Annotated in this window: 17 protein-coding genes; 5 read left to right on the top strand and 12 right to left on the bottom strand. The window is 65.8% G+C overall.

The window, feature by feature from the left end; translation table 11 throughout:
• From AB0H56_RS23950 to AB0H56_RS23940, 3 genes are all read right to left on the bottom strand, one after another.
• Positions 1 to 765: an ABC transporter permease gene (locus AB0H56_RS23950; RefSeq protein ID WP_110037446.1), complete on the bottom strand. Its 765-nt coding sequence runs from the start codon at positions 763 to 765 to the stop codon at positions 1 to 3.
• A gap of 324 nt (positions 766 to 1,089) precedes the next feature.
• Positions 1,090 to 1,992 (bottom strand): 3-oxoacyl-ACP reductase, encoded by a 903-nt coding sequence (locus AB0H56_RS23945; RefSeq protein ID WP_357167276.1) that lies wholly within the window; start codon positions 1,990 to 1,992, stop codon positions 1,090 to 1,092.
• A 43-nt stretch (positions 1,993 to 2,035) separates the two neighbouring features.
• A complete protein-coding gene (locus AB0H56_RS23940; protein WP_280340003.1) occupies positions 2,036 to 2,224 on the bottom strand; it encodes a ferredoxin in 189 nt (62 codons plus the stop codon).
• A 187-nt stretch (positions 2,225 to 2,411) separates the two neighbouring features.
• Between AB0H56_RS23940 and AB0H56_RS23935 the strand changes: the two genes are divergently transcribed.
• Both AB0H56_RS23935 and AB0H56_RS23930 read left to right on the top strand, forming a co-directional pair.
• Positions 2,412 to 3,605 (top strand): acyl-CoA dehydrogenase family protein, encoded by a 1,194-nt coding sequence (locus AB0H56_RS23935; RefSeq protein WP_357167274.1) that lies wholly within the window; start codon positions 2,412 to 2,414, stop codon positions 3,603 to 3,605.
• 22 nt (positions 3,606 to 3,627) lie between these two features.
• Entirely contained in the window at positions 3,628 to 4,725 is a 1,098-nt protein-coding gene (locus AB0H56_RS23930) for an acyl-CoA dehydrogenase family protein (RefSeq protein ID WP_357167272.1), read from the top strand.
• Between the two features lie 104 nt (positions 4,726 to 4,829).
• Here the strand turns inward: AB0H56_RS23930 and AB0H56_RS23925 are convergent, their stop codons facing one another.
• Genes AB0H56_RS23925 through AB0H56_RS23915 form a run of 3 tightly spaced genes read right to left on the bottom strand, consistent with a single transcriptional unit; the run spans position 4,830 to position 6,022 of the window.
• Positions 4,830 to 5,198, bottom strand: coding sequence for a Fic family protein (locus tag AB0H56_RS23925; RefSeq protein WP_357167270.1), 369 nt, complete (start codon positions 5,196 to 5,198; stop codon positions 4,830 to 4,832).
• Positions 5,198 to 5,395 carry an Arc family DNA-binding protein gene (locus AB0H56_RS23920; protein WP_280338823.1) on the bottom strand — a complete coding sequence of 66 codons (198 nt, stop codon included), beginning with the start codon at positions 5,393 to 5,395 and terminating at the stop codon, positions 5,198 to 5,200. Before AB0H56_RS23920 ends, AB0H56_RS23925 begins: the two co-directional genes overlap by 1 nt.
• Before the next feature lie 42 nt (positions 5,396 to 5,437).
• Positions 5,438 to 6,022 (bottom strand): TetR family transcriptional regulator, encoded by a 585-nt coding sequence (locus tag AB0H56_RS23915; protein WP_357167268.1) that lies wholly within the window; start codon positions 6,020 to 6,022, stop codon positions 5,438 to 5,440.
• A gap of 100 nt (positions 6,023 to 6,122) precedes the next feature.
• Here AB0H56_RS23915 and AB0H56_RS23910 point away from each other — a divergent pair, with 100 nt between their 5' ends.
• Positions 6,123 to 7,301 carry an FAD-dependent monooxygenase gene (locus AB0H56_RS23910; RefSeq protein WP_357167266.1) on the top strand — a complete coding sequence of 393 codons (1,179 nt, stop codon included), beginning with the start codon at positions 6,123 to 6,125 and terminating at the stop codon, positions 7,299 to 7,301.
• Between the two features lie 55 nt (positions 7,302 to 7,356).
• On the opposite strand, the gene AB0H56_RS23905 is transcribed toward AB0H56_RS23910, so the two are convergent.
• A complete protein-coding gene (locus AB0H56_RS23905) occupies positions 7,357 to 9,000 on the bottom strand; it encodes an acyl-CoA synthetase (protein ID WP_357167265.1) in 1,644 nt (547 codons plus the stop codon).
• A gap of 60 nt (positions 9,001 to 9,060) precedes the next feature.
• Here AB0H56_RS23905 and AB0H56_RS23900 point away from each other — a divergent pair, with 60 nt between their 5' ends.
• Positions 9,061 to 9,843, top strand: a complete 783-nt coding sequence (locus AB0H56_RS23900; RefSeq protein ID WP_280338816.1) for a crotonase/enoyl-CoA hydratase family protein — start codon at positions 9,061 to 9,063, stop codon at positions 9,841 to 9,843.
• 56 nt (positions 9,844 to 9,899) lie between these two features.
• Here AB0H56_RS23900 and AB0H56_RS23895 read toward each other — a convergent pair whose 3' ends face one another.
• The 5 genes from AB0H56_RS23895 to AB0H56_RS23875 form a co-directional block, all read right to left on the bottom strand.
• Complete coding sequence (locus AB0H56_RS23895) at positions 9,900 to 10,169, bottom strand: hypothetical protein (RefSeq protein ID WP_357167263.1); 270 nt, start codon at positions 10,167 to 10,169, stop codon at positions 9,900 to 9,902.
• A gap of 35 nt (positions 10,170 to 10,204) precedes the next feature.
• Entirely contained in the window at positions 10,205 to 11,479 is a 1,275-nt protein-coding gene (locus AB0H56_RS23890; protein ID WP_357167261.1) for a hypothetical protein, read from the bottom strand.
• Positions 11,479 to 11,778: a WXG100 family type VII secretion target gene (locus AB0H56_RS23885; protein WP_357167259.1), complete on the bottom strand. Its 300-nt coding sequence runs from the start codon at positions 11,776 to 11,778 to the stop codon at positions 11,479 to 11,481. The genes AB0H56_RS23890 and AB0H56_RS23885 overlap by 1 nt, the downstream gene beginning before the upstream one ends.
• 2 nt (positions 11,779 to 11,780) lie before the next feature.
• Positions 11,781 to 12,107 (bottom strand): WXG100 family type VII secretion target, encoded by a 327-nt coding sequence (locus AB0H56_RS23880; RefSeq protein ID WP_357167257.1) that lies wholly within the window; start codon positions 12,105 to 12,107, stop codon positions 11,781 to 11,783.
• Positions 12,108 to 12,285: 178 nt separating this feature from the next.
• Entirely contained in the window at positions 12,286 to 12,702 is a 417-nt protein-coding gene (locus AB0H56_RS23875) for a VOC family protein (RefSeq protein ID WP_357167255.1), read from the bottom strand.
• A gap of 155 nt (positions 12,703 to 12,857) precedes the next feature.
• On the opposite strand from AB0H56_RS23875, the gene AB0H56_RS23870 reads away from it, so the two are divergent.
• Positions 12,858 to 13,856: a sigma-70 family RNA polymerase sigma factor gene (locus tag AB0H56_RS23870; protein WP_357167253.1), complete on the top strand. Its 999-nt coding sequence runs from the start codon at positions 12,858 to 12,860 to the stop codon at positions 13,854 to 13,856.
• The last annotated feature ends 12 nt before the right edge of the window (positions 13,857 to 13,868 follow it).

Below are 13,868 nucleotides of genomic sequence, written 5' to 3'. Positions count from 1 at the left end.
TCACCGCACCGTGAATTTCAGGCCGATCGCGGTGACGACCACATTCACCACGAACAGCGCCATGAAGGCGAATACCACCGTTTGGTTGACCGCGTCGCCGACACTCTTCGGTCCGCCTTTCACCTGCAGCCCGAGATAGCAGGCGACCATTCCCGCGATCAAACCGAACAGGCCCGCCTTCACCTCGGAGATGATCAGCTCGGGCAGATTCGTCAGCAGCGGAATGCCATTGACGAACGCGCCGGGGTTCACCCCCTGCAGGAAGACCGAGAACGCGAAACCGCCGACGATACCGACCGTACAGACGAGGCTGTTGAGCATCAGCGCCACGAACATGGACGCGAGCACGCGCGGCACGACCAGCCTGCTGATGGGGTCGATGCCGAGCACCTTCATCGCGTCGATCTCTTCGCGAATCGTGCGTGCGCCGAGGTCGGCGCAGATCGCGGTGGCGCCTGCGCCCGCCACGATCAGCACGGTGACGATGGGCCCGACCTGCGTGACAGCGCCGAACGCGGCGGCCGCGCCGCTGAGGTCGGCGGCGCCGATCTCGCGCAACAGGATGTTGAGCGTGAACACCACCAGCACCGTGAACGGGATCGCCACCAGCAGGGTCGGCACGATCGAGACGCGGGCGACGAACCACGACTGATCGATGAACTCGCGCCATTGGAACGGGCGACGGACGGCGGCCTTGGCCACGTCCGCGCCGAGTTCGAAGAATCCGCCGACCGCCCGCAACGGGACAGCAAGGAGGTCGTTCATGCGAATTCCTCCTTCGTCGACGGGCGGATCGTGTGACCCGCGTACCCGTACTTCACCGCCACCCCGTTCTGAAGACTGCCCAAACACTAGAACATGTTCCTGTTGATGTCTGGCGTTTGGAAAGACTTTTACCAGTACATTTTCAAGAAAATTGGCACCGAAACTGAAACGTGTGCTGACCGGATACGTTTCACCTCCTGTGAGCCGTCACACACCTCGACGCTCATGTCTACCAATAGCTGGACCGGCGTTCAACACAACACGACAGACATGAGGGCCGGAGGTTGCGGCGGGCCAACATCTGGCAAACCGCGGTGCCGGAAATCAGCCCAGATCGCGGAGCGCGCGCGCCGAGAAAGTATGGTCGGCGGGGCGTTCGGAGAAGTAGCCGGACAGCGTCGTGGCGAGGTCGGCGTCGGACCATTCCGCGCCCGCCGCGTCGAAGCGCTGCTCGACCTCGGGCGCCGCCATGAGGGCGACCATCGGGCCGTAGACGACGAACACCTGCCCGTTCACCGCGTCGGCGGCCGGTGAGGCCAGGTAGGCGACGAGCCGGGCGACATGCTCGGGCGCGAGCGGGTCGACCGTGCCCTCGGGGGCCTCGGAGAAGACGGCCTCGGTCATGGCGGTCCTGGCCCGCGGGCAGATCGCGTTCGACCGGACGCCGAACCGGGAGAGCCCACGCGCGGCCGAGAGCGTCAGCGCGGTGATCCCCGCCTTCGCGGCGCCGTAGTTCGCCTGCCCCTCCGGTCCGAGCAGGCCCGCCTCCGAGGAGGTGTTGACCAGCCGGCCGTAGACCGGCTCGCCCGCGGCCTTCGACGCCGCGCGCCAGTAGGCGCCCGCGTTGCGCGACAGCAGGAAGTGGCCGCGCAGGTGCACCGCGATCACCGCGTCGAAGTCCTCGTCGGACATGTTGAACAGCATGCGGTCGCGGGTGATGCCCGCGTTGTTGACGACGATGTCGAGGCCGCCGAGGGATTCCTGGGCGGTCGCGATGAGCGCGTCGGCCGTCGACCGCTCGGCGATGCTGCCGCCGACGAACTCCGCCTTGCCGCCGAGTTCGCGAATCGCGGCGATGGTCTCGGCCGCCGCGTCCTCGGTGAGGTCGTTGACGACGACCGCCGCGCCCGCCGCCGCCAGGGCGAGGGCCTCGGCCCGGCCGAGCCCGGCGCCGGCGCCGGTGACGATGGCGACCCGGCCGTCCAGTGAAGTCTGCATCACACTCATCGGGCCGACTTTAGAACGTGTTGCACTTTACGACAAGTGCCGATCACGCCAACTTCAACGCGGCCTTCGGACACTGCGCCACCGCCTCCTCCGCATCGGCCACCCGATCGGGGTCGACCTCGGCATCGGCGACGTGCAGGTTGTCGTCGTCATCGAGTTCGAACATGTCAGGGGCGATTCCAACGCACACGCCGTTCGCTTCGCACCGGTCGAAATCGACGATGATCTTCATGAGAACTTCCTTCCATGCGGTCTCGGCGACCCTAACCCGGACAGGACTGTCCACGGAGCGGAACCGGCGCCGATTCACTGTCAATACTGGAACATGTTCCAGTTCATATGCAATGATCGGTTTCGGCGGGGCGTACCCCCTCTGCCCCGCCACCGCCCGTTTCGCAGCAGATACCGAGGTAGAACCCATGCGCGTCGCGTATACGCCGCAGCAGGAAGAATTGCGCGCCGAGCTGCGCGAGTACTTCGCCCGCCTGATGACGCCGGAGCGGCGCAAGGCGCTGAGCCTGCAGACCGGCGAGTACGGCGAGGGCGATGTCTACCGCGAGGTCGTGCGTCAGATGGGCCGCGACGGCTGGCTCACCCTGAGCTGGCCCAAGGAGTACGGCGGCCAGGATCGCACGACGATGGATCAGCTGATCTTCGTCGAGGAGGCGGCCATCGCCGGCGCGCCGGTCCCCTTCCTCACCCTGAACTCGGTCGCGCCGACGATCATGCAGTACGGCACCGAGGAGCAGAAGAAGTTCTTCCTGCCCAAGATCGCCTCGGGTGAACTGCACTTCGCCATCGGCTACTCCGAGCCGGGCGCCGGCACCGACCTGGCCTCGCTGCGCACCGCCGCCGTGCGCGACGGCGACGACTTCGTGATCAACGGCCAGAAGATGTGGACGAGCCTGATCGCCTACGCCGACTACATCTGGCTGGCCGTGCGCACCGATCCGACGGCCAAGAAGCACAAGGGCATCACGATGTTCATCGTGCCCACCGATGTCGAGGGGTTCTCCTGGACGCCGGTGCACACCATGGCCGGGCCCGACACCAGCGCCACCTACTACCAGGACGTGCGCGTGCCCGCGTCGTCGATGGTCGGTCCGGAGAACGGCGGCTGGTCGCTCATCACCAACCAGCTCAATCACGAGCGGGTCGCGCTCACCTCGGCCGGTCCGCTCTCGCTCGCGGTGAACCAGACGGTGCAGTGGGCCCGCGAGACCACCGGCCCCGACGGCAAGCGGGTCATCGATCAGGAGTGGGTGCGCCTGAACCTGGCACGCGTCTACGCCAAGGTCGAATACCTCAAGCTGCTGAACTGGGAGATCGCCAGCCGCGCCGACCAGGGCGGCGAGGCGGCGCCCAAGCCGTGGGACGCCTCCGCGTGCAAGGTCTACGGCACCGAACTGGCCACCGAGGCCTACCGCCTGCTCATGGAAGTCGTCGGCGCACACGGTTATCTGCGCCAGGACTCCCCCGGCGCCGCGATGCTCGGCAGGCTCGAGCGGATGCACCGGGCCGCGCTGATCCTCACCTTCGGCGGCGGCACCAACGAGGTGCAGCGCGACATCATCGCCATGACCGCCCTGCGCCAGCCCGCCGCCGCCCGCTGATCTCGAAAGCCGGTATCTCCTCATGGATTTCACACCCACCGAAGCGCAGACCGACCTCGCCCGGCTGACCGGCGAGATCTGCGCCAAGCTCGTCACCGCCGACCGCCTGCGCGAACTCGACGTCCAGGGCCGTTACGACGAGCAGCTGTGGAAGTCGCTCGCCGAGACCGGCGTGCTCGCCGCCGCCCTGCCGGAAGACCTGGGCGGCAGCGCTTTCGGCACGCTCGAACAGTCCGCGATCCTGCGCGAGCTGGGCCGGGTCGTCGCCGCGGTGCCCTACCTGTCCTCGATCGTGCTCGGCGCCGGCGCGCTGGCCCGCTTCGGCGATGCCGAGCAGCGTCAGCTGGCCGCCAGGGCGGGCACCGGCGAGGTCGTGCTGACGGCCGCGCTGGCCGAGGAACTGCGCGCCACCACCGACGCGCCGGCCATCCGCGCCGAAGCCGCCGGCGACGCGTGGACGCTGACCGGTTCCGCGACCACCGTCCCCTACGCGGACCGGGCAGAACGGATCCTGGTGCCCGCCAGCGTGTCCGGTCGTCCCGCCGTGTTCGTCGTCGATCCCGAGCACGCCTCGGTGACCAGGACCGCGCAGCAGGTCGTCGACCTGAGCCCTGAGTTCGTCGTCGATTTCGCCGCCACCCCGGCCACGCTGCTCGGCACCGTCGAGTCCGGCGCCGACATCCTCACCTGGCTGCGCGAGCACGCCTGGCTCGGCCTGTCGGCCCTGCAACTGGGCACGCTGGAGCGCGCGCTCGAGATCACCGCCGAGCACACCCGCACCCGCGAGCAGTTCGGCAAGGCCATCGGCTCGTTCCAGTCGGTCGCCCAGCGCCTCGCCGACGCCTACATCGACATCGGCGGCCTGCGCCTGACCGTCACCCAGGCCGCCTGGCGCCTGAGCGAGGGCCTGCCCGCCGCCGAGTCCGTGCACATCGCCAAGTTCTGGGCGGCCGACGCGGGCCACAAGGTCGCCCACACCGTCGTCCACGTGCACGGCGGCCTCGGCATCGACCGCGACCACATCACCCACAACTACTTCACCGCCGCCAAACACAACGAATTCGCCCTCGGCGGCGCCACCCCCCACCTGCTCGCCCTCGGTGCCGAACTGGCGAGCTGAGCACCGGCTTCGCGAGCACGGTGGGCCGGGCTGATTCGATCAGCCCGGCCCACCGTTCGTGTACCCAGGATGAGTCGTGGGACTCCAGTGCCCCCGCCCACGATCTACCGCGCGAACCGGACGAGTTCCTTCGCGATGGCGGGCACGTCGAGCTGCCCCTGACAGACCGCGAGTACGAATGCCTCGGCCCGGTCCACGTCGAACGTCTCGTCCAACGGACAACCGTTGAGGTGCACGAACACCCACGTCGCATACCAGGCGATCCGCTTGTTCCCGTCGACCAGTCCGTGATTGCGGGCCAGCGACTCCATCAGGGCGGCGGCCTTCTGCCACAGATCCGGATAGGCGTCCTGGCCGAACACGCTCGACTGTGGCCGTGCGAGCGCGGAATCGAGCAGTCCGTAATCACGGACATCCGGCGTGCCGAGCCGAGCCGCCAATGCCAAAAGCTCGGGCAGGGCCAGATACTGCATCACGCGAGCCTGCGGTTCAGTTCTTCGCTCACTCGCAGGACATGGTCGGCGGCCTCGTTGAACAGCCGCGAACGCTCGTTGATCGCCGCGATGACGGCATCGTGGGCGAACTGCTGCATGCTCCGCCCTTCGGCTTCCGCGCGCTGACGAAGCGCGTCCAGCTCTTCCTCGGTGAATCGCACATTCAGTCCGGCCATATCCCGGATGGTACCGCGCGGTACCGCGTACAACCAGCGTTATCAGTCGCCGGGAGCCGAGGTGAGGTAGCCCTGAATGACCGGGGCGACGTCAGCGACGATGGCGTCGGGGCGCATCGCCACGACCGGGGGTAAGCGCAGGATGTAGCGGCACAGGGCGAGGCCGAGGAGCTGGGTGACCACCAGGCCGCCGCGGCGGGGAGCGTCGGCGGGGTCGCCGAAGCGAAGGACCGCGGGCAGGACCTGTTCGGCGAAGATCGAGCGCACGCGGTCGGCGACCTTGTCGTCGGTGATCGCCGAGCGCAACAGGATCAGCATGACCGCGTTGTCGTGGCCCTCCCAGATCGCCAGAAAGCGCCGCACCAGCAGCTCACCGAGGGAGTCGGGGTCGGCGGCGGCCAGGTCGGGCAGGTCGAGGTCGATCTGCACGGCCGCGGCGAAGAGGCCCTCTTTGTTGCCGTAATAGCGCATCACCATGGACGGGTCGATCTCGGCGTCGGTGGCGATGGCGCGGATGGTCGCCTTCGCGTAACCGTCGACGGCGAAGCGCGCGCGGGCGGCGTCGAGGATGACGGCCTTCGTGGCGTCGGAGCGGCGGACCGGGGAGTTCTGCTCGGCGGACTTCATGCCAACAAGTGTAGGCCAACAACTGTTGACATCGCGAGCGCCTGCCGCTTATCGTTATGCCTACAAGCGTTGGCAAACAAGCGTTGACCAGGAGTCGCAGATGTCCGCCACCCAGCTCCCCGCAACCACTTCCGTCGTCATCGTCGGCGCGGGCCCGGCCGGCCTCACCGCCGCGATCGTGCTCGCCGAGGCGGGTATCGACCATGTCCTCATCGATCGGCTGAGCGAAGGCGCCAATACCTCGCGCGCCGCGGTGATCCACGCCAGGACACTCGAGGTGCTGGCAGGCCTCGGCATCGCCGACGAGCTCGTCGCACGCGGCATCAAGGTGCCGACCTTCAAGGTGCACGACGGCGCGAAGACCCTGGCCACCATCGAATTCGGCGAGCTGCCGACCGAATTCCCCTACACGCTGATGATTCCGCAGGACGTCACCGAGCAGATCCTGCTCGACCGGCTGCACCGTGCGGGCGGCAGCGTGCACCGGCCGCTCACCGTCACCAGCGTCGACGACGACAAGGCCGGCGTCACAGTCGAATACACCGATGCCGAGGGCACGCCGGGCACCATCACCGCCGACTACGTGATCGGCGCAGATGGCATGCACAGTGTGGTGCGCGAAGAGGTGGGTATCGGTTTCACCGGCGACACCTATCCCGCGTCGTTCATCCTCGCCGATGTGCGGATGACCTGGCCGACGCCGCGAACCGAAGTGTCGCTGCACCTTTCGCCCGAGGGCGTCACCGTGGTCGCGCCGCTGCCGGACACGGCGCAGGAGCGCTACCGCGTGGTCGCCACCGTCGACGACGCGCCGGAACATCCCACCCGCGCCGACATCCAAGCTCTTCTCGACGCGCGCGGCCCGGCAGGGGCCGTCCACGTCGACGAGGTGCTGTGGAGCTCACGGTTCCGCGTGCACCACCGCGTCGCCGACCACTACCGCGCGGGCCGCGTCCTGCTGGCGGGCGACGCGGCGCACGTGCACAGCCCGGCGGGCGGCCAGGGCATGAACACCGGTATCCAGGACGCCGCCATGCTGGCCGACCTGCTCGCGAAAGTGGTGCGGGGCGAGCCGGATTCGCTGCTCGACGAGTACGAGACGGTCCGCAGGCCGGTGGCCCTCGATGTCGTCGCCTTCACCGACCGGATGACCAGGATGGCCACCCTGCAGTCGGCGCCGGCCCGGGTCGCGCGCAACACCGCGATGCGCCTGCTCACCGGAATCCCCGCGATCCGCGGCAAGCTCGCCCACCAACTCGCCGAGCTGGCCAACCGCTGAACCGGAACGGGCCCTCCCGGCGGTATCGCCGGAAGGGCCCGTTGTCGTTGTGCCGCTACGCGGAACCCGCTTCGGCGTGCTCGTCGGCAGGCCGGGTCTCGGTCTGCTCCTTGGCCCAGCGGTAGTCGGGCTTACCCGCGGGTGAGCGCTTGATCTCGTCGACGAACCAGAGGCTGCGCGGCTGCTTGTACGACGCGATCTCCTGCGTCAGCACCGGCTTCAGATCCGCCAGGGTGGGCCGCTTGTCGTCGCGGCACTGGACGACGGCGACCACGCGCTGGCCCCAGCGGGCGTCCTCGACGCCGACGACGAGGGCGTCGAAGACGTCGGGGTGGGCCTTGAGGGCGCCCTCGACCTCTTCGGGGTAGATCTTCTCGCCGCCGCTGTTGATGCTCACCGAACCGCGGCCGAGCATGGTGACGGTGCCGTCTTCCTCGACGCGCGCGAAGTCGCCCGGGATCGCGTAGCGCGTCCCGTTGAACTCCTTGAACGTCGCGGCCGACTTGACCTCGTCCTTGTAGTAGCCGAGCGGGATGTGGCCGCTGCGGGCGAGCAGGCCGACGACACCGGAGCCCGGTTCGACCGGGTTGCCCTGCTCGTCGAGCACCTGGGTGGCCGCGTCGATCTTCACGCGCGGGCCGCCGGTGTGGGTCTGGCCCTTGGCGATCGTCGCGAGACCGCCGAAGCCGGTCTCGGAGGAGCCGATGGAATCGGTGAGCAGGCGGTTGGGCAGCAGCTCGAGGAACTTGTCCTTGAGCGGCGGGGAGAACAGCGCCGCGCTGCTGGCCAGCACATACAGTGACGAAAGATCGTAGGGCTCACCGGTTTCCGGGTTGCCCTCCTCGAGCGCGTCGAGCATCGGGCGGGCCATCGCGTCGCCGGTGATGAAGATCAGGTTGATCTTGTGCTTGTCGACAGCCTGCCAGACGCCGTGGCCGCTGAACTCGGGGATCATCACGGCCTTGCCACCGCCGAACAGGCTGTGGAAGGTGGCCCACTGCGCGCCGCCGTGGATCATCGGCGGGATCGGGAACCGCACCATCTGCGGGTTGGCCGCGCCGACCTTGGCCAGCTCCCACTCGTCCTTGACGTACTCGCCGGTGATGAAGTTGATGCCGGCGCCGAGCACCCGCCACACGTCTTCGTGGCGCCACATGACGCCCTTCGGCAGGCCGGTGGTGCCGCCGGTGTAGAGCATGTAGATGTCGTCGGGCGAGCGCTCGCCGAAGTCCCGCTCGCCGGAGGAAGCGGCCAGCGCCGCCTCGTACTCGACGGTGCCGGGCGCCGTCGGACCTTCGGTGCCGTCCTCGACGACGAGCACCGTCTTCAGCGCGGGCACCTTGGGCAGCACCGCCTGCACCCTGTCGGTGTAGCGGCGCTCATGGATCAGCGCCACCATGTCGGAGTTGTCGAAGATGTGCAGTAACTCGTTCTCGACGTAGCGGTAGTTGACGTTGATCATCACCGCCCGCGCCTTGAAGATCGCGACCATCGCTTCGACGGCCTCGACGGTGTTCCTGGAGTAGATTCCGACTTTGTCGCCGGGTTTCACACCCTGTTCCAGCAGGTAGTGGGCCAGCTTGTTGGCCCGCTCCTCCAGTTCGGCGTAGGTCGACTCACGATGTTCGCCGACCAGCACGATCCGGTCGGGCATCAGGTCGACGGCGTGTTCGACGAGATCGGCTATGTTGTAGCTCACAGAGACAAAAATAGAACGTGTTACTGTTTCTGACAAGACTGAACGTCAGGAGACATCGAAATGGCCCACTGTCTGGTCGAGAAGCGAGACCACGTCCTCATCGTCACCATGAACCGCCCCGAGGCGCGCAACGCCCTCTCCGGCGAGATGATGGCGATCATGCGCGACGCCTGGGACCAGGTGGATAGCGATCCCGACATCCGCGTCGCGATCCTCACCGGCGCGGGCGGGGCCTTCTGCGCGGGGATGGACCTGAAGGCGATGAGCTCCCAGCATCCCGGGGACACCGCTTCCGCCGGTAGCTGGGACCCGGCTTACCTGCCCGCGCTGCTGAAGGGCAGGCGACTGGCCAAGCCGCTGATCGCGGCGGTCGAGGGCCCGGCCATCGCCGGCGGCACCGAGATCCTGCAGGGCACCGACCTGCGCGTGGCCGGCGAAAGCGCGAAATTCGGTGTCTCCGAAGCCCGTTGGGGACTGTTCCCGCTGGGCGGTTCCGCGGTGCGGCTGGCCAGGCAGATCCCGTACACCGTCGCCGCCGATCTGCTGCTGACCGGTCGGCACATCACCGCCGCCGAGGCCAAGGAGATCGGCCTGATCGGCCACGTGGTCCCCGACGGCACCGCACTCGACAAGGCCTTGGCGCTGGCGGGCCAGATCGCCGACAACGGCCCGCTCGCCGTCCAGGCGATGCTGCGCACACTGCGCGAAACCGAGGCGATGCCGGAGAACGAGGCATTCCCGATCGAGGCGAAGATCGGCATCGAGGTGTTCAAGTCCGCCGACGCCAAGGAAGGCCCGCGCGCCTTCGCCGAGAAGCGCAAGCCCAACTTCACCGGTTCCTGACACACCGACGGCCGGCGCCGGGCTCTGTGCCCGGCGCCGCCGCCTCAGGAGATTCGTCAGTCGCCGATGAACATGAGATAGCCGTTCTCTCGGATCGCAACCTCGGCAAGCCGACGAAGTTGCTCGACCGCTTGACGTTGCGCAAGCGTCTCGACATCGATCTCCGCGAGCTGGTCGAGAATTATCATCAGTTGCCACCGGTTGAACATCGTGTCGGCGTGCCGGTCGATCCCGCGAAGCAAGCACGTCTTGGGCTGCGCAGCGCAGAGGAAATACAAGGTGTTTTCTGCATCGTCGGAAAAGCGTTGCTCGACCTTGTGATTCATGTCCTGTATTGCTATTCCGAGACCCATTTTACCAGCTACCCTTCTTTGACAGGATACATCGTACGGACCGTGCCAAAACGGTCCTGAATTACCACGTACTTCCTCGTTGGAACGCCTCCCCCTTCACTGATGGAGGCATTTCCGACATAACGATCAGGCACAACCACCTCACGCCGATATGTTCCATCACCTTGAGGTATCGGCGGCGAACTCTTAGCAGCATCGACGAGTGCGTACGGATCTTCATTCGCCTTGAAAGTCCCCTTGTCGACGGCGTTCTCAGAACCGCCAGGGTAGTGCTTTCTGCGCACATACTCTTCGGATACATTGGTTAGCACAGGAGGTGGGACGGCGTCGGCATCGCCTGCGCCATCGCCCGAACCTGAACTATCGTCTTCCATATCAATAGGGAGTGCGGCAATTTCCTTGAGGCGTTGCGCGTGCGGCACTAGATCAGGGATTTTGAGAAACGGCTTGCTGCTCACATGCAAGTGAAACTCACTGGACTCCACCGGATCATATATCATCTCTTTGAGATCATCGCTGAAGATCGGCGCGGAGCACTCCAGAAATATGAAGGTATCGAAGATGGTCACTCTATTGCTATCTCTGGACTCCAGTTTTTGCTTGAGGGTCGTGCGCAGCGATTCCAGCTTTTGCTGATAGCTTTCGATAGCGGCCTGAACGATCTTGGCGGCGTCAACCATACCCGTTGCCGCAAGCTCCAGTGTCTTCAGCCGATCCCGAACTTCGTTTACGCTGTCCTCCGTGGAATATTCAAAGGTACGCGATATCGCGCTGATCCCGTCGGGAGCTGTTGTCACCTCACCATTCAGTCCACAATTCAACCAGCCGTCGCACCGGGCAAGAAGGAGCTTGCTCGTATCTCCGTTCGGAATGGCCTCGACTTTGGACGGTCCGACTCCGTCGACCTGTAGCCCATCACCGTTCGCGCCTCTCGCCACATGCGCAGCCGCGTAAGGATTGCCAACAGACGGAGTCGGCGTCGGACGATCAGGATGCGGGATCGTCTGATTGATAACGTCCCAGTTGTATGCGTTCGCCATAAGAATATCGCCGTAGTGGTTGAGCGCCTCGACCATCAATGTCGTTGTCGACATCCATGAGGAACAAGCTTCTTCATACGCAGAAATCCACGCCGCTGTGAAATGATAGTCGCCCGCCATCCCAACGCACGATGAAGTAAGAATTCGATGAAGTTGCCCCTGCTGAGCAAATATCTTGGATGCTATTCGGTGGCATTCCGAAGCCGCATAACGGAAATCGACGGCCTCGATTTCCCATCCCATCAGATTTTTGACATTCTGATATTCATCGCCTGCACTCTCAAGAACCCCGCCCGGCGCCGACCGATTTCCTCGCCAGCATACTGAACTCCCGTTACGAATTCCCTAGCCGCAGTGACCCATTCGCCCTGCGCAGCCTCGAACGCATCTGCCGCGGCACCGCTCCAACTACTGGATTGCAGCGTCGCCATCTTGGCGTCGTAAGCGTCCAGCTGCTCACTGAGAAATCCTGCGAGCCCAATGAGTTTCGTCGACACCTGCTCTAGATGATCGACATCGACGGTAAATCTGCTGCCGCCCATCTTCAGTCCAGGTTCAGGGAGCTGAAGCTGTCGGCATTGGTGTCGTCTTGCCGCGTAAAGGTCGAAGCGACAATGTTCAACGACTCCGCCAGATCGTTCAGCGAACCCAGCAGCTGTGGACTCTGGTCGTATACCAGCGCCCATTTCTTCGCGAAGTTCTCCGCCGCTGTTCCAGTCCAGGTCTTGCCCATCTCGTCAATTTCCCGCACTGCGGTTTCGAGTGAGGATTCGAAGACCTGAGCTAGGTTGGTCAGATACCGACCAACCTCGCCGATCTCTGCTGGAACAGCGAAGATACTCGACCCTGGTTCGCCCTGAATAGCAGTCACTTTGCCCTCCCGCCCTGTTGTTTCGTGGGTAAGAGTAGTCGAAGCCCGCCAGATCGGCCCGGCCGCCCGCAGCGCCCTGAACAAGCGAAGACGCCGAGAAGCGCAAGCCGAACTTCACCGGTTCCTGACACGCCACAGGGCGCCGGGCTCACGCCCGGCGCCCTGTTGGTAATGGGCCTTACTCCCCCGGGTAGTTCATGAAGAACGGCTCCCATTGGTGGCCGTCGGGGTCGATGAAGGTGCGGCCGTGCATGCCGACCTGGGCCTCCTGGGCGCGCTTGTCGTCGTTGGTCTCCTCGGTGCCGCCCGCGGCCAGCGCGGCCTCGGTGAGCGCGTCGACCTCCTCGGCACTGGCCAGCGACAGCGCGTACGCCGCCCCGATCGCGCCGGCGGTGTCGGCGATCGGGCGCTTGCTGAAGTTGGTGAAGAAGTCCTTGGTCAGCAGCATCAGGCAGATGTTGTCGTCGACGACGATGCAGGCCGCGTTCTGATCGGTGAAGTCCTCGTTGACCTTCCAGCCCAGTGCCTCGTAGAAGCCCTTCGACCGGGCCAGGTCGGCGACGGGAAGGTTGATGAAGATCATCTTGCTGCTCATGGTCTGAACCTCTTTCGTCAAGCGTCTGTGCTGTCTCGTTCATGTAGACGCCGCCGTGGCAGCCGATTCATCGGTCGATCGCGACATTCGCGAAATTCATCGGATCGAAATCTTCCCCTGTCGGGTGTCGGACCCCTGTGGCATCGTGAGGAACTATGAGCGACGCCACAACCGCCACCACCGGCCCCGACCCCGAGGTCCTGGCCCAGTTCGAGACGCACCGGCGCGAGTTGTGTGCGTACGCCTACCGCATGCTGGGCTCCTCGTTCGAGGCCGAGGACGCGGTGCAGGAGACCTTCACCCGCGCCTGGCGTTCCTACGATTCGTTCGAGGGACGCGCGAGTCTGCGCTCGTGGCTGTACAAGATCGCCACGAACATCTGTCTGGACATGCTGGACCGGCCGCAGAGCCGGGCGCGGCCGATGGATCTCAACGGCCCCGGCAGACCCGATTCGCCCCTGCCGCCGCCGCAGCCGGACTACGTGTGGATCGAGCCGATCCCGAACGGGCTCGCCTTCGGCGCCGACCCGGCCGAGCACGCCTCGACCAAGGACACGCTGCGCCTCGCCTTCGTCGCCGCCTGCCAGCACCTGCCCGCCACCCAGCGCGCGATCCTGATCATGCGCGAGGTGCTGCGGTTCTCCGCGAGCGAGACCGCCGAGGCGCTGATGATGTCGCCCGCATCGGTGAACAGCGCGTTGCAGCGCGCGCGGGCCACCATGTCGAAGGTGCAGCCTGCCGTCACCGACGGCTTCGACGAGTCGGATCCCGAGCAGCGCAAGCTCATCGACGATTTCGTGAAGGCCTTCGAGGCCTACGACATGGACGCGCTCACCACGCTGCTCAAAGCCGATGTGGCGCTGTCGATGCCGCCCTTCGATCTCTGGATCTCCGGGCCGGAGAATGTGGCCGCGTTCATGCTCAGCACCGGCAGCGCGTGCCGCGATTCGCGCATGGTTCCGCTGGAGGGCGCCAACGGGCTGCCCGCCTTCGGGCACTACAAGCCGAGCGGGGAGCCGGGCGTCTGGGTGCCGTGGTCGATCACCGTGCTCGAGCTCGAGGGCGACACCATCTCGGGCCTGAACTTCTTCCTGGATACGCAGAAGTTGTTCCCGCTCTTCGGGCTCGCGCCGGAGTGGCGCGAAGCCGTCTGAGCGGGAACAGCT

It is taken from the genome of Nocardia sp. NPDC050717, assembly GCF_040654275.1.
Taxonomy (GTDB): domain Bacteria; phylum Actinomycetota; class Actinomycetes; order Mycobacteriales; family Mycobacteriaceae; genus Nocardia.
This window is presented reverse-complemented; position numbering and strand designations above follow the sequence as displayed.

Coding starts and splice junctions, on each gene's coding strand:
- AB0H56_RS23895 (WP_357167263.1), bottom strand. CDS start 10,169: ATGAATCACAAGGTCGAGCAACGCTTTTCCGACGATGCAGAAAACACC.
- AB0H56_RS23910 (WP_357167266.1), top strand. CDS start 6,123: ATGTCCGCCACCCAGCTCCCCGCAACCACTTCCGTCGTCATCGTCGGC.
- AB0H56_RS23900 (WP_280338816.1), top strand. CDS start 9,061: ATGGCCCACTGTCTGGTCGAGAAGCGAGACCACGTCCTCATCGTCACC.
- AB0H56_RS23885 (WP_357167259.1), bottom strand. CDS start 11,778: ATGGGCGGCAGCAGATTTACCGTCGATGTCGATCATCTAGAGCAGGTG.
- AB0H56_RS23935 (WP_357167274.1), top strand. CDS start 2,412: ATGCGCGTCGCGTATACGCCGCAGCAGGAAGAATTGCGCGCCGAGCTG.
- AB0H56_RS23950 (WP_110037446.1), bottom strand. CDS start 765: ATGAACGACCTCCTTGCTGTCCCGTTGCGGGCGGTCGGCGGATTCTTC.
- AB0H56_RS23920 (WP_280338823.1), bottom strand. CDS start 5,395: ATGGCCGGACTGAATGTGCGATTCACCGAGGAAGAGCTGGACGCGCTT.
- AB0H56_RS23940 (WP_280340003.1), bottom strand. CDS start 2,224: ATGAAGATCATCGTCGATTTCGACCGGTGCGAAGCGAACGGCGTGTGC.
- AB0H56_RS23925 (WP_357167270.1), bottom strand. CDS start 5,198: ATGCAGTATCTGGCCCTGCCCGAGCTTTTGGCATTGGCGGCTCGGCTC.
- AB0H56_RS23915 (WP_357167268.1), bottom strand. CDS start 6,022: ATGAAGTCCGCCGAGCAGAACTCCCCGGTCCGCCGCTCCGACGCCACG.
- AB0H56_RS23870 (WP_357167253.1), top strand. CDS start 12,858: ATGAGCGACGCCACAACCGCCACCACCGGCCCCGACCCCGAGGTCCTG.
- AB0H56_RS23875 (WP_357167255.1), bottom strand. CDS start 12,702: ATGAGCAGCAAGATGATCTTCATCAACCTTCCCGTCGCCGACCTGGCC.
- AB0H56_RS23930 (WP_357167272.1), top strand. CDS start 3,628: ATGGATTTCACACCCACCGAAGCGCAGACCGACCTCGCCCGGCTGACC.
- AB0H56_RS23890 (WP_357167261.1), bottom strand. CDS start 11,479: ATGGGATGGGAAATCGAGGCCGTCGATTTCCGTTATGCGGCTTCGGAA.
- AB0H56_RS23945 (WP_357167276.1), bottom strand. CDS start 1,992: ATGAGTGTGATGCAGACTTCACTGGACGGCCGGGTCGCCATCGTCACC.